This window comes from Roseofilum capinflatum BLCC-M114, assembly GCF_030068505.1.
GTDB lineage: Bacteria > Cyanobacteriota > Cyanobacteriia > Cyanobacteriales > Desertifilaceae > Roseofilum > Roseofilum capinflatum.
Genome location: NZ_JAQOSO010000017.1, coordinates 23,842 through 39,297, shown reverse-complemented (window position 1 = coordinate 39,297; position 15,456 = coordinate 23,842). Strand labels below are relative to the sequence as shown.

Genomic DNA, 15,456 nt, shown 5'->3' with positions numbered 1-15,456 from the left:
GTTCAAATTCTACAAGCTACAGCCCTGCCAACCCTACCATAGATTGGCCGTCATCTAAGGTAGATCGGTCGATCCCATTAAGTAGCGATCGCACTCTCGCGCTGCACCGCGTCCCTCATTGATCGCCCAAACCACCAAACTCTGACCGCGACGGCAATCCCCAGCAGCAAAAACACCAGGAAGGCTAGTCGTAAAACTGCCATGCTCTGCTTTCACATTGCTGCGGCCGTCCCGTTCCAAACCCAGGGCATCTAACAGGGGTTGTTCTGGCCCCAAAAATCCCATCGCTAACAGCACCAATTGCGCTGGTAGAACCTTCTCCGTACCTTCGATGGGTTTAGGAATAAAGCGCCCTTGCTCATCTTTCGTCCATTCCACTTGCACCGTATGCACGGCCTTTAATTGCCCTTGCTCATCTCCCTCAAACCGGGTCGCAGTCGTCGTATACACGCGGGGGTCATCGCCAAACACCGCCGCCGCCTCTTCCTGACCGTAGTCCAGGCGGTAAACTTTCGGCCACTCCGGCCAAGGATTATTCGCTGCCCGACTCTCTGGTGGTTTGGGCATAATTTCCAACTGCGTCACACTCTTACAGCCATGGCGCAGAGAAGTGCCTACACAGTCCGTTCCCGTATCGCCACCACCGATAATAATCACATCCTTACCGGCTGCGGAAATATAATCAGAAGTCGGATTTCCTTCCAGTACCGTGCGCGTATTCGCGGTGAGAAACTCCATGGCAAAATGAATGCCCTTGAGATCCCGGCCTTCAATTTCCAAATTGCGGGGTTTCGTTGCTCCCGTACACAGCACCACCGCATCAAAATCATTAAGCAGATTCTCCACCGGCAGATCCTTACCAATTTCCGTATTACAAACAAAGGTCACCCCTTCCGCTTGCAACACATCCAAGCGGCGCAAAACCACCTCTTTCTTATCCAACTTCATATTGGGGATGCCATACATCAGCAGTCCCCCTGGGCGGTCTTCCCGTTCGTAGACCGTCACCCAATGGCCTGCCTGGTTAAGCTGTGCTGCTGCGGATAAACCGGCCGGCCCAGAGCCAACCACCGCCACCTTTTTCCCGGTTCGTTGCGGGGGCAATGTGGGCGTGATCCAGCCTTCATCCCAACCCTTTTCGGCAATGGAATACTCAATATTCTTGATGGTTACTGGAGGGTTGGTAATGCCCAAAACACAGGCTCCTTCACAGGGTGCGGGACATACCCGGCCGGTGAATTCGGGGAAATTATTGGTTTTGTGCAGGCGATCTAGGGCTTCTTCCCAGAGTCCTCGATAAACCAGATCATTCCATTCCGGAATTAAGTTATTAATCGGACAACCGCTTGCCATGCGACTAATTTCTAATCCCGTATGGCAAAAGGGTGTGCCACAATCCATACAGCGAGCGCCCTGGGTTTGCAGGCGATCGTCATCCATATGCAGATGGAACTCATCCCAATTTTGTATCCGCTCCTGGGGCGATACCTCGGCTGCGACTTCGCGCAGATACTCCATAAAACCCGTTGCTTTTCCCATAATTGATTCAATCTCTCTTCAAATACACAACACGCTTAATTGGGGGTGGGGGAATGGGGGAGTGGGGGAATGGGGAGTAGATGTTGCCGCTCCCTGAGCGGAGTCGAAGGGAGCGCTCCCCATCTCCTATCCCATCTCTTATCGACTAGCTGCCGCTAATGCGGGCAATGTCGCGGGCATTCTCTTCAAACGCCGCAGACAGGGCATCATCACCGCTTAAGCCATTGGCTAAGGCGTTCTGAATATGCTGGAGAACTCGCTTGTAGTCGCGAGGCATCACCTTGACAAATTTCTGGCTCATGGACTCCCACGATCCGAGGACTAATTCAGCCCGTTTGCTGCCGGTATATTGGCCATGTTTGGTGATCATTTCGTGGATCTCGCGGATCTCTTCTGGATCTTCCAGGGTTTCGAGATCCACCATTTCCCGGTTGCAACGGGTGGCAAAGTCACCAGCTTCATCCAAGACATAGGCGACACCGCCACTCATTCCGGCGGCAAAGTTGCGCCCGGTTTTGCCTAGAATGACGACTTTTCCGCCGGTCATGTATTCGCAGGCATGGTCTCCTACGGCTTCGACGACGGCTTGTACACCGGAGTTACGGACGCAGAACCGCTCGCCTGCCATACCTCGGATATAGGCTTGACCGCCGGTTGCGCCGTAGAAGGCGACGTTACCGACGACGATGTTCTCAGCCGGGACAAAGGTGGAGGATTTATGGGGATAAAGAATGACTTTACCGCCGCTTAGGCCCTTGCCGAAGTAGTCGTTGGCATCCCCTTCTAACTCTAGGGTGACTCCTTTGGGCACGAATGCGCCAAAGCTTTGACCGGCGCTGCCTTGGAAGTGCAGGTGAATGGTGTCTTCGGGGAGTCCGTCCCAATGGCGTTTGATGATTTCGTTGCCGAGAATTGTACCGACGACGCGGTTGGTATTTTTGATCGGTAGGGTGGCGCGAACTTGCTTGCCGTGTGCGATCGCCTCTTTGCACAGATCCAAGAGTACGGTCATATCCAAAGATTTCTCTAACCCATGGTCTTGGGGAATCTGGCAATAGCGCCCCACTTCCGGGCCGACTTCGGGTTGATGGAGGACTTTGGAAAGGTCAATGCCTTTGGCTTTCCAATGGTCGATCGCCTTCTTCGGCTCTAAAACATCCGTGCGTCCGATCATCTCATTCACAGTGCGGAAGCCGAGTTGCGCCATAATTTCCCGCAACTCCTGAGCGATAAACTTCATGAAATTAACGGTGTATTCGGGGTCGCCGCTAAAGTTTTTCCGCAGTTCGGGGTTTTGGGTGGCAACACCGACGGGGCAGGTGTTTTTATGGCATACCCGCATCATGATACAGCCCAGGGTGACGAGGGGCATGGTGGAGAAGCCGTATTCTTCTGCACCGAGGAGAGCGGCGATCGCCAAATCTCTTCCCGTTTTCATTTGTCCATCGGTTTCCACCACAATACGCGATCGCAGATTATTCAGTACCAGGGTTTGGTGAGTTTCCGCTACACCCAACTCCCAAGGCAGTCCCGCATGTTTAATCGAAGTTTGGGGACTCGCTCCCGTGCCTCCGTCAAACCCGGAAATCAGGACGACATCGGCATGAGCTTTGGCAACTCCGGCGGCGATCGTTCCTACCCCGACTTCGGACACCAATTTTACATTAATCCGCGCTTCCCGGTTGGCGTTTTTCAGGTCGTGAATTAACTCCGCCAAGTCTTCAATGGAGTAAATATCGTGGTGGGGAGGCGGCGAAATCAAGCCCACACCGGGAGTCGAGTGGCGCACTTTGGCAATCCAAGGATACACCTTACGCCCTGGCAATTGCCCCCCTTCTCCGGGTTTCGCCCCTTGCGCCATTTTGATCTGAATTTCCTTGGCTTGGCTGAGATACAAACTCGTCACCCCAAACCGTCCAGAAGCCACCTGTTTAATGGCGCTATTTTTCGAGTCTCCGCGATCGTTTGTCCAGGTATAGCGCTCTGGATCTTCACCCCCTTCCCCGGTATTGGATTTACCGCCGATCCGGTTCATGGCGATCGCCAAACTCTCATGGGTTTCCTTAGAAATTGACCCATAGCTCATGGCTCCCGTTTTGAAGCGTTTGGTAATGGCTTCTACCGGTTCCACTTCTTCTAAGGGGATCGGATCTCTAGCCTTGAACTCCAGCAGATCCCGCAGTCGGAAGAACTCCTTATCCTGCTGATTAATTTTGGCGCTGTATTGTTTGTACAGCTCATAATTCCCTTCACGAGTTGCCCGTTGCAACAGGTGAATGATTTCCGGAGCCAAGAGATGAGCTTCTCCATCTTTGCGCCATTGATATTCACCCCCAGCATCTAGGGTTTCGATACTAGAGAACCCTTGATGGTGACGTTTGATCGCTTCTTGGGTAATCACATCCACCCCAATTCCTTCTAAGCGGGAAGCTGTCCAAGTGAAGTATTTATTAACGACCTCAGAACTTAAGCCAATGCTCTCGAAGATCTGCGCTCCCCGATAGCTCTGAATGGTAGAAATACCAATTTTAGAGCCAATCTTAATCACCCCTTTGGTGACAGCTTTGATGTAGTTCTTGCAGGCTTTTTCAGCTTCCATCGGCGGAATATGTTTCTCCTCGATCATGGAGCCGATGGTTTCAAAGGCGAGATAGGGGTTAATTGCGCCGCAACCATAGCCAATCAGAACGGCAAAGTGATGGACTTCGCGGGGTTCTCCCGATTCTAGGATAATGCCCACACGGGTACGAGTACCGGCGCGGATCAGATGGTGATGGAGTCCAGAAACAGCTAATAGAGCTGGAATGGGGGCGCGATCGCCGTCCATATCCCGGTCAGAGAGGATGATTAAGTTAATCCCCTCGGCGATCGCCTCATCTGCCTTGGCAAATATGCCCTCTAGGGTGCTTTCGAGTCCTTCTACCCCGGTTTTGGGGTCAAACAGGATTGGCAAGGTCAGAGAGCGAAAATCACCAAACTTATCCTCACCTAGTTGTTTCAGTTGGGCCAATTGGGCATTACTCAAAATTGGAGTATCCAACTGGATCAGGTGACAGCTTTCCGGTTTAGGTTTGAGCAGGTTCCCTTCTTCACCAATGGTGGTAATGGGCGAAGTAATGATCGCTTCCCGGATCGAGTCAATGGGGGGATTAGTAACTTGGGCAAACAGTTGTTTGAAATACTCATAGAGCAATTTCGGCCGGTTGGAGAGAACGGCCAAGGGGGTATCGGTTCCCATGGCTCCTACCGCTTCTACTCCATTTTGGGCCATGGGAGCCAGGAGCATCCGCAATTCTTCAAAGGTATAGCCAAAGGCCCGTTGTCGCTGCACGAGGGGTAAGCTAGGTGCTGTTGTTTCTTTGGCTTCGGGCAGATCGGACAGTTTCACCTGGTGCTGATCCAGCCATTCCCGGTAAGGGTGAGCCGTGGCGATTTGATGTTTAATTTCTTCATCAGCCACAATGCGCCCTTCTTCCATATTCACCAGGAACATGCGACCGGGTTCTAAGCGCCCTTTTTTGGCCACGTTTTCGGGTTCCACGGGCAGGACACCGGCTTCTGAGGCCATGATCACTAAATCATCTTTGGTCACGTAGTAGCGAGATGGACGCAGACCATTTCGGTCTAACACGGCTCCCATCATCGTACCATCAGTAAAGGCGATGGAGGCGGGGCCATCCCAGGGTTCCATTAGGCAGGCGTGATATTCATAGAAGGCTTTACGCTCTTCACTCATGGACTCATGAGCTGCCCAGGGTTCCGGGATCATCATCATCACCGCATGGGGAAGCGATCGCCCAGCTAGGGTCATCAGTTCTAGGGTATTGTCGAAGATCCCGGAGTCGCTGCCCTCAATATTAATAATGGGTTGGATGCGCTCTAGATCGGAGCCAAATTCCTCGGAGGCGGAGCCAAATAGGGATTGACGAGCGTGCATCCAGTTAATGTTACCGCGTAGGGTGTTGATTTCGCCGTTGTGGGCGACGTAGCGATAGGGGTGCGATCGCTCCCAACTGGGGAAGGTGTTGGTGCTGAAGCGCGAATGCACTAAACCGAGGGCGCTTTCTAAGTCCGGATCGCTTAAGTCGGCGAAGTAGGCTTTGACTTGGGGCGGCATTAACATGCCTTTGTACACGAGGGTACGGCAAGAAATGCTAGTGGGATACCAATAGCGATCGATCCCTGGAACTCGGATAGCTGTATGGGAGCGTTTGCGAATCACGTAGAGTTTGCGCTCGAAGGCTAGATCCTCTTCTAGATCGGGATTTCGGGCAATAAAGACTTGCTGCATAAAGGGTTCACTGGCTCTAGCGGTTTCCCCTAAACTGCTGTTATCGGTGGGTACATCCCGCCAGCCAATGACTTTCTGTCCTTCTTCGGCTACGATCTGCTCGAAGATTTCTCGTCCTTTGCTTCTGGCTTGGCGATCGGGAGAGGAGAAAATCATGCCGACGGCATATTTACCGGGTTCTGGCAGGCTGATGCCTTGTTCTTGGGCAACTTTTGCCATAAATTTATGGGGCATTTGCAGCAGAATGCCTGCTCCGTCTCCGGTGTTAGGTTCTGCACCCACTGCGCCCCGATGTTCCAGGTTAACCAGAATGGTAAGGGCTTGGTCAACAATTGAGTGAGATTTTTCCCCCTTCATGTGTACGATGAAGCCAACACCGCAGGCATCATGTTCAAATTGGGGATCGTATAGACCCTGTTTTTGGGGTGATGTGGTTCTGTTCATGGTCTTGATATAGTTGGTTTTCAATCCTCAATGTCCTTTGAAGTAGGGAAACGGATACAGGAAATCGGGATGAAGCCGATCCGTTCATCTGTAATGCACATTTATGTCGGCGACAGCCGAAAGGCGCACTACTTATTGCTTATGGTTTGTTGAAGTCTAATCCCTGATTTTCCTGACACCTCATCTCCTGAGCTGGAAACCGTTGCTTTTAGATGTAGGATAGATTTTGACGGCAAAAAACGGCGATCGCCCATTTCTTAATAAAATGATCAGATCTGCCTCAAGGGTTCTGAAATATTTCTTAATATTTCCTTAACTAGAGTAATTTACCTCAAAATTTGTAGCCAATTTAGCAGACATGGCGCGATCAGCTCCCTGTTGTTGGCGATCGCGCTCTTACTCATTACTCATTTTCTGGAGAGCATAGGCCCGAAAGCGGTCTAAATCTGCTTGAATCGTCGATTCTACTGTGGGGCCGAGCAATTTATCCATCAGCCTGCCGACAATTCCCGGAATGGCATAGGCAACAGTTAATTTAACCACACTGGTTTCATGGCGGTCATAAAAGCGAATGGCTCCTCGATTCGGCAAACCATCCACCGATTCCCATTGAATAATTTGATTGGGAATTTCTTTTAAGATCCGCGAGAGCCAACTAAATTCAAAATTACCCGAAGCTAATTTCCAGCGCGACAATTGGGGATTTTCTTCTAAGACCTGAACCGATTCAATCCATTTCATCCACCGGGGCATTTGTTCCAGGTCTGACCATAATTCCCAAACGAATTCAATCGGCGCTTCAACTTCAACTTGTACGCTATGTTCTAACCAATCTTTCATAAAAGTATTTTGGGTATTTTTGGATCGGTGAGGGCAAGAGGACGTAAAAAATAGACTTTATTCTTCTAGTCTATCATATGGATTCACTAAAAAATTAGACGGATAAATGATACAATTTTCATTGACTCCCAGACTGGTAATCAACCCCTCAACATTACAGAAGTTTGGTGTATTAAAATTACAGGTATAGCTGCCTAAAGTATCCCCTTGACGGTTAAACAGACGGGTATTATAGCCATAGTCGCGGGCGATCGCCCCCATTTTGGTCAACAACTCATAGCGGTTGAAATAACTTGTCTCTCGCCAAACTTGACGGTTGACGACTAAATGAACTTCTCCAGGGGTCTGTTCATCTCTAGGAGGATAGGCCAACCAGGTGACCAGTAAATCCTTGCCATATTGCTCACTGGCCCACCATAAACTCGGCAGGGTTAAGCGACCTTCTTGGATCGTATTTTCCGTAATCACTGCACCTGTACTTAGGTCTACAGGTTTACTTTCCTCAACTGCCTCTACCAACTGAGTATCTAACGGCCCAATAAAGGGAAAAGGTACACCAGGATTTTGATATTGACATTGTGCCTGTGCGGGGTGGGACTCCCCCCAAAACATGATTAGGGTAAGGCTACATCCAAGAAGACCAGATAAGGCAAAGGGGAGCTTAACCATAGGGAAGATAGCGAAACAATGGGATAACTCTCCACTATGGTAATCGGATTACGGGCAATCAACAATTCGATTGAGGAAGTTCCGGATCGGCTGGGACAAGGGTGAATTTTTTAACGGAGGGTGAGCCATGGGGTTTTCTGTAAGATTGATGAGTATTTGGCGCTATTTAGAACTACTGGTTATGTGCGATCGCAGGGGAAAGATCACTGGCGTGCGATCGCTCTATCCCCAAGGTCAAATTACTCACTTTCGTCGCCAAAAGGGTGTCATGTGTAAGCCCAAAATGGTTGTCAAGATCCTCAATATATACGGCAAAGGTGGTTGGGAACTGGTAAGCAGCTACTCTCTGAAATTTTCCCAAGGATATTGTCTGGTTTATACCTTAAAAAAAAGAGTGAAGTGAGTCCCCTTAAGTTCTTTTCAAATCTTCACACATTTGGGAACTTAAAACATCATTTAAACGTCCTGTATTGACAACAGCTACAATGTGAGGCAATACAACCATGTCTAAGTCTGTAATTAGTGTTTTAACTCTTGCCGGTTTAACCTTAATTCCTTTGGGCGCTTTTGCCCAAACCCCAACCATCTTACCCATCGATCCGACCATTCGAGTGGAAGTTGAAGACATTTTTAGCCTGAGTCGGGCGAAAAATTTGGCTCGTCAAGCTGCCGAACAAGCTAATGGGGGGTTAAGTCAATATCGTGCAGAAACCTCTATGCATGGAGATGCAACATCTTCTCCCTTTGTGGATAATGGCGATGGGACTTGGACGTTTAAATTCTATGGGGGTGAACCCGGTTTTTCTGTACCTACGATCGAAAGTGTGGTTACTGTTGCTAAAGATGGCTCTTGGGTGAGAGTAGACTACAACGGGCCTATTCGCTAAAGTAATCCTAAAGTAATCAATTAAAAAGCGGGCAAGATGCCCGCACTTAGTTTTGCTATAAGTAGGATTCGATTTGGCTTCAGTGAACAGTTCTCCTCAACACCACACTCAGCCTGAAAACGTTGTTGTTTTGTCTTAAATTGACCTCCACCCCGACCTAAAGGTACGGTGATTCCTAAACCTCACGTTAGCGAAGCTCCTCCGCAGGAGGCTTTAGGTTTCTGTTTCTTAGCAGTTGCCATAACGCTCAACTCTCTACTGCCCAATTATCCTTCAATGGGTTCATCAGTGGTATAAGCAAGGAACGCTTGATAGCCTTGGCGTTTCAATTTCCGTACCAGTTGAAATGTAGGGGTATGTTCTCGATTGAAAGAGGGATTTAATTGAATTTGAGCGCCTACGATAAAACCTCGATCGGGAATCGCAAGTTTACATCGGGTAACCTGATGGGTGGGGACTTGAGCAACTTGGGCGAGTTCTTCGAGATCGAAGGTTTCTGTATTAATTACAAAAGCACTATAACCAATCTGGGGACACTCTTGAAGGTTCCTATCGGAGGGTAATTCAAAATTGAGTTGGGCAAAAGCGGGTGCAGACAGTCCCAAAGTGAGGGAGCATAGGGTTGCTGAAACCAGGGTATGGAAGTTAATCATAGAGTCATTCAGGATAACTTAAGTTAGGCGATCGCCTTTGTCTTCTTCCCTACGACTGCAACTGGCTATCACCCGGTTAATTTTCCCCTAATTGAAAACTGATTCAGTGTAGCTTGTCCATCGCTGTCTCTTCAGCTACTTTTTTGCCTTCATCTAACAGGTATGCTAAAAAAGCGTTGGCGACTACTGATAATTGCTTACCACTGGGATAGACAACAAACCAATTACGTTCAATGGGGAAATGCTCCACATCCAAGATGGCTAGTTTTCCCATTGCCCCTTCTAGGGCCAAGGTATGTAAGGATAATACGGAGATACCTAAACCGCCCACGATCGCCTGTTTAATGGCTTCATTAGAGCCTAACTCTAGTTTCACCTTCACGCTAATATTCTCCTGATTAAAGAGTTTCTCGACAGCGCGACGAGTGCCCGATCCCTCTTCGCGCATAATAAACGGTTCCCCAGATAGGCGCTCTATGGGAATGTTTTCTTGTTCCACCAGAGGATGTTCTCGCTGGGCCAAAACTACTAACGGATTTTCTAGGAACTGGTGAGCCGCAACATCTAAATTTTCCGGCACTTGGGAGAGAATATAGAGATCGTCCAAATTTTCCGACATGCGAGCGAGTAAGCCTTCATGGTTGAGTACCTGAAGGGAAAAATCGACACCCGGATAGCGCTGACAAAAGGGCCCCAGTAAGCGAGGAACAAAATACTTGGCTGTGGTGATGACACTGAGTTTGAGCTGTCCTTGTTTCAATCCCTTTAAGTCAGAGATGGTCATTTCTAACTGGGAGATGCGCTCAAAAACATCACGGCAGGCCGCGAAAAGTTCTTGGCCTGCCTCCGTCAGATATAGGCGTTTACCAATTTGTTCAAATAAGGGCATTCCCACAGCTTTCGTTAATTGCTTAACTTGCATGGAGATGGTAGGCTGAGTTAAGTATAATTCTTCTGCTGCCCGCGTAAAGCTGCCGTGACGGGCGGCGGCTTCAAAAACTTTTAATTGATGCAGAGTCGCTTGCCTCAAAACCTGTTCCTCAATTAGAAAACACTATTCATAGATAACACTCTATCATAATTATTATCAATATTGCATTAGCTTTATCGATATTCTTGCGCTATCATCTTGATCAGAAAGAGCGAAAGAAACCCTTCCGAGAGGATGCTACCCGGCGATCGCCAGTTGAAGAGGTTAGCACAGGACACCCAAATTCCTAGCTTTGCAGTTCGCCTCATTGTGGCAACCGTAAACTATTTCCCTCTTTAACTGAGCCGTTCAACGGCGTAGCCTCCTTTTTTTTATGCCTTGGACGAGCCGCCTTTTCGTCTAAAAGCACTCTTGCACTGTAATTGTGCAATCTGGAAAAGCCAGAGGACTTACAGACTGTTGACCGAGCAAAATGAGCTGGCGCTGGTAACCATTGGGTTGAGGGTCTTGAAAAATGTGAAGTTGTTGTGAGGTAATGTTGAAAACCCAGTAGTCAGGGATACCTGCTACGGCATAGAGATTGGCTTTAGTGCCGAGGTCGCGGTCAATCGTAGTATCAGCAATTTCAACGATCAAATACACTTCATCGGGTGTGGGATGATGGTCGGCATAAAAGTTGGGATGGGGATGAACAACGGCAATATCCGGCTCAGGTTCTGAGTAAGGATTGAGTTGAATGGGGTCTTGAAGTCGTACCAGAGCGCGATCGCTCAAATGATGTTCTAGCAGCTTTTCAATCCGTTTGCACAACGCACTATGGGCAGGGACTTTGGGCATTTTCTGGATAATTTGTCCCGCAATAAGTTCCACCTGTTCATCGGCTCCCAGAATGCCAATTTCTGCCATTCGATGATAATCAGCAGTGGTAATTAGCCGAAGATGAACCGAAGAAAGGGGAGTGGCAATCATAATTGGGTCAGCCAAGAGATGATGGTTTAATTGTAGCAAAGGGAGAGAGGGGAGAAAGGCGATCGCTCCTGTAGTGGCGATCGGGATATAGACAGACTCCTGTGATAGAAGAGGAGCAGGCTATGAGGGCAAATTTTTCGGCCCTCGCCGACCTGAATGGAATTCCTTTAAAAATGCTATAGTAGACTTTTATCTCTTAAGCGACAGTCATACCCATTTTTAAGTCATTGCTCTGATGTACTTCAGTGTTACTATTCTGGTTTTGTTCAGGGGGTTCTTGCTGTCGTTTCAGTTTCTTCACTAAAATTAATATAAAGACTATGAATAATTTACAAAATAATCCTTCACCAAAAACGGAAATAATAAATTCTTATTTAAAAACGATTGAAAAGAGCTTCAGAGACAACCGTTCTGAAATCAAACTTATCAATTATGGTACGGGTTCTGGGAAAACTCACCAATTTTTTCAATCCATATGTGAAACAATACAAAAACATACAAATATTCAAGTTGTAGGTGTATATGTTGCGCCTTTGAGACAGCATTTAGAACTTCCATCTTTGGTAAGTGAGAATTATCCAGAGATTCCAGTCTATAAGATAAATTCGTTAGAAATGAAAACGACGGATGAGTGTATTAAGTTGTACAAAAAATGGATACCATCAATCCTTAACAACAAAAATTTTTGGAATATTAGCTCGAAAGAAATCTCACGTGAAAAAGTGGATGAAGTCCAGAAAAATTTGATAAAAGTAAAAGATGTAATTAACAGACTTGAGTATATAAAGAAAGTGGGTTTTGGGGATGATGAATTTTATAAAGATCAAACCAAAAAAGCAGTGCGCGAACTGAATAGTTTGCTTGAGAATTTTCTAGAGTTTCTTATCAAATACAAACCAGATAAAGACTGGTCTGATGAATGTTTAAAGTTGGTTGAAATATTTTTTCCTCTTCATCTTCTGCGTGAAAAATCTGGTATTCTAATGCTCACTTATGAAAAGTTTGAAACATCTATTGCGTATTTTAACCATAATGGCAAAACATGGATCAAGAAATCAAGCCCTCTAGATAGATATATTGTCCAGCAGACGAATGAGTCTAGAAAATTTATCATCGCCTTTGACGAACAGGAAGATGGTTATCAAATTATGCTAAAGCATAAAATTGATATTATCTCTCCTCAAGAACTTGCAATTAACAATGCACTATCTTCTGTTAACAGAGAACTTGCCATTCTCTTTTCAACCAAAAACAATGAAAATAGAGCGTTTCTAGATTTTGTAGAGAAGAATCTTGGAAGTTTTCGTGAATTTGAAGAACACTTTGATAAGGGAAAGCCTATCGATCAAAAACTAGAAGAATTCGCCCCTGTATATCATCGCCTGATTGTTGAACAAGGAAACTCTATTAATTTTCTGGAGAAAGTTGTCAAAATAAACAAAGGAATTGAGCAATCATTGAAAGAGATTACTGGAGTTTTTGATGATTATGATGAGAGCAACCCCATTGTTGTAAGTTTTGAAATGTTATCTAGAGTTTTTTCAAAGTTTGAAAACAACAGAAGTCTATTAATTCCTCAGAGTCTATATTCTCAAATTAGTGATGATTTGATGAATATTTTTTCCTATAACAACCTGTATATCTACAACATTGAGCCTTTAAAAACGTTATTTTTATCCAGATCTTCAGGTGGGCATGTTCAAATTAGCGAGAAACCAGTTTCAGATAATACCACTGTTGCAGAGTTAATTTATGCTATTTTGGCTGTTCGCTTACAAATTGAAGCTATCAAAGACTTTTTAAAAAGGGTTTTGGATGCTGAAGATTCACAATCTCGCTCTTTAGATATTTGGTCAAAACAGATAGCCAAAGTCAACAATTCTAGTGAAGAAAGTTCGCTACACAATCATCGGATAAAATATCTGAATCGTACCTATGTGTACCAGAGCTATAAGTCTATCATTAACATTATGGAGATTGCCCGTTATCAACATCCAAAAAATAATTTGATTAACCACCCGTTTAGAGAAGTATCTATTGGAAGTACCGCTATATTAGCTTCTCCGGAACATAAAATAATTTCTATTCTAAAGAATAATACAAATGTGATTTTTCTTGTTTCTGCTACGGGAGGTATTGCTGGAGATTTAAGTACAAGTTATGATATGGTATACTTGAAAGATAGTTTACTGGATGAATCCGGCCAAAGTTCCTTCAGCCCAATGGTTAAGGATGAAATTAAGCTTTGTGAAAAAATTAGAAACTATCGTCACGCAAGGCGGCAAGTTACTGCTGGTTTTTTCAACGATGGCTTATCATCTTTTCCGAATAGTAAAACACGAGAAGTAGTAGAGCGAGTTGAAAAACTCGTTTTAGAGGGATTTATTAACTCTTTTGAACAAAAATGGTTTGGCAAGTATAAAAAACAAGAACTACAAAATTTTGTCCGATTTCTCTTTTATCTTTTTGAAGATGACTCAATTCAAGAAACACTTGCTTTCACTCAGACTTTACGCTGGATAAAAGATTTAATTCGATATGTAAAATTGAACCGTTTTGAATATTTTAAAATTGAAGAATCTCCCAATCATCCCAACATATTTTATGTGCGAGTAAACCATAATAAATATTCCACTAAAACTTGTATAAAAGTTGTTTTGTATAAGGCCAGTTTTGATAGTTTGTACGATGATAAAACTCGGCAAAGAACCTATCTGGATGAGCTAGTTGAAGAGGAAGACCAGAAAATTTTCTTTATTTCTGCTTATCAATCAGCTTCAAAAGGCTTAAATCCTATTATAAAAACAAAGGACGGTACTCATAAAGATTTTGACTCTTTGGTTTTATTGATGGATAGTTATTATACTGCCATGGGGCCAACTCTTGGCAAATCGAAGGATTCTGGATCTTCTCTTGCGCGTTACCATTTTTCATTAATGAAAAGTATTGTACATTTGGGAGACTCGCAGCTTGAACTCAAGGATTTTAACAAATACTTAAGTCAACCAGAAGCCATCGCATTTCGAGAGCAACAACATCAAATTTTATTGGGAAAAGGAATATTGCAAGCTATTGGCAGAACGGAGAGGCGTGATTTTCCAAATCAGATCGTAAAAATCTTCATCAACGAAGAAACGAGAAAAAATCTGGTAAACTTTTTTAGATACCTAAGCCGAGAAGAACCCGATGAAATTCGTAAATTCTCTGTTAATAACTATCAAGTTTACTTGAGCGTTCAAGAAGAAGAAGAAAAAAGAACAATTCAAAACTATGATGACCACACCTATGATGAAATTGACGCTTATCTAGATTTTCAAAATTTCAGGGAACAAATGTTGAATGAAATTGAAAATTTTCATCAGGGTACAAATACTTTTGACATTACAACAGCTTGGGATGCGTTACGCAACCCCATTGTTTTTCAAAATCCGGTTCAATATCTCGATATGTTAAAAAGGTTGGAGTTATTTCCTGGCGATTTTATTGAGTCTTTATTTTATTGCAAGTCGGATCAACCAGATTTCATACCCTATCTGGCTTTGGTTGAGGACGATGGAAAAAGAATCCAGATTGTGAGCGATAGTCTTCATGGGGAAAGAATTTACCCTTACCAGAAACGACTTTATCCTGACTATTTGAAAACCAATACGCAAGGACATGATTTGGAAGGAAATGAAGTTGCATCGGTATCTGCTTCAACTGACGCAATTTATCGAATGTACAATAAACTCCTTCCACAGCCAGAAATCTTTGATTGTTACATTCCACGTCCACATTTTTTTTATGATGTGTTGTATCCATCATTCACTGAACACTTTACAGAACGTTGGATTCAAAAGGTGATATTTGAGGGCAAAGATTGGAAGAGCATAAAATCCATTTATGGTTTTGAACCATTGCAAGATCTTAGAAAATATCGTAAGCTATATGAGAAATTTGATTTGTATTACACTAAAGGAAAGACTTTATTTTGCATTGATGTTAAAGCATGGAGTGAATCTTCAGGGAATCGCCTTTCACAAGAGAAATTACAAAAAACTCAAAACAAACTAGATAAAATCAAGTCAAGTTATCCAGAATTTAGGGAAGTGAAAGGTTTACTTCTAAATTTACAGGCTCCAAAAGAGAAAATTAATCAATACTCACCCGCCTTATCTTCTGGAAACTTGATTTACTTTAACGATCATTTTCCTATTGCATCCAATATCCTCAAAGATTTTTTATTCCATTAGG

At 44.9% G+C, this 15,456-nt stretch carries 10 protein-coding genes; 3 read left to right on the top strand and 7 right to left on the bottom strand.

What is annotated here, in order from left to right; translation table 11 throughout:
• Positions 1–54 precede the first annotated feature (54 nt).
• The 4 genes from gltD to PMG25_RS04260 all read right to left on the bottom strand — a co-directional run bounded on the left by gltD (position 55) and on the right by PMG25_RS04260 (position 7,726).
• Entirely contained in the window at positions 55–1,539 is a 1,485-nt protein-coding gene (gltD, locus tag PMG25_RS04275) for a glutamate synthase small subunit (RefSeq protein ID WP_283765673.1), read from the bottom strand.
• Positions 1,540–1,684: 145 nt separating this feature from the next.
• Entirely contained in the window at positions 1,685–6,274 is a 4,590-nt protein-coding gene (gene gltB, locus PMG25_RS04270) for a glutamate synthase large subunit (protein WP_283765672.1), read from the bottom strand.
• Positions 6,275–6,670: 396 nt separating this feature from the next.
• A complete protein-coding gene (locus PMG25_RS04265; protein WP_283765671.1) occupies positions 6,671–7,114 on the bottom strand; it encodes an SRPBCC family protein in 444 nt (147 codons plus the stop codon).
• 57 nt (positions 7,115–7,171) lie between these two features.
• Positions 7,172–7,726, bottom strand: coding sequence for a hypothetical protein (locus tag PMG25_RS04260; RefSeq protein ID WP_283765670.1), 555 nt, complete (start codon positions 7,724–7,726; stop codon positions 7,172–7,174).
• Between the two features lie 184 nt (positions 7,727–7,910).
• Between PMG25_RS04260 and PMG25_RS04255 the strand changes: the two genes are divergently transcribed.
• Together PMG25_RS04255 and PMG25_RS04250 are read left to right on the top strand one after the other, a co-directional pair.
• Positions 7,911–8,186 carry a hypothetical protein gene (locus PMG25_RS04255; protein WP_283765669.1) on the top strand — a complete coding sequence of 92 codons (276 nt, stop codon included), beginning with the start codon at positions 7,911–7,913 and terminating at the stop codon, positions 8,184–8,186.
• 100 nt (positions 8,187–8,286) lie between these two features.
• On the top strand, positions 8,287–8,670 hold the full coding sequence (locus tag PMG25_RS04250) for a hypothetical protein (RefSeq protein WP_283765668.1): 384 nt from the start codon (positions 8,287–8,289) through the stop codon (positions 8,668–8,670).
• Positions 8,671–8,936: 266 nt separating this feature from the next.
• On the opposite strand, the gene PMG25_RS04245 is transcribed toward PMG25_RS04250, so the two are convergent.
• The 3 genes from PMG25_RS04245 to PMG25_RS04235 form a co-directional block, all read right to left on the bottom strand.
• Positions 8,937–9,323, bottom strand: a complete 387-nt coding sequence (locus tag PMG25_RS04245; RefSeq protein ID WP_283765667.1) for a hypothetical protein — start codon at positions 9,321–9,323, stop codon at positions 8,937–8,939.
• 103 nt (positions 9,324–9,426) lie between these two features.
• Positions 9,427–10,353, bottom strand: coding sequence for a LysR family transcriptional regulator (locus PMG25_RS04240; RefSeq protein ID WP_283765666.1), 927 nt, complete (start codon positions 10,351–10,353; stop codon positions 9,427–9,429).
• Positions 10,354–10,653: 300 nt separating this feature from the next.
• Positions 10,654–11,238, bottom strand: a complete 585-nt coding sequence (locus PMG25_RS04235; protein ID WP_283765665.1) for a Uma2 family endonuclease — start codon at positions 11,236–11,238, stop codon at positions 10,654–10,656.
• Positions 11,239–11,543: 305 nt separating this feature from the next.
• Here PMG25_RS04235 and PMG25_RS04230 point away from each other — a divergent pair, with 305 nt between their 5' ends.
• Entirely contained in the window at positions 11,544–15,455 is a 3,912-nt protein-coding gene (locus PMG25_RS04230; protein WP_283765664.1) for a hypothetical protein, read from the top strand.
• The last annotated feature ends 1 nt before the right edge of the window (position 15,456 follow it).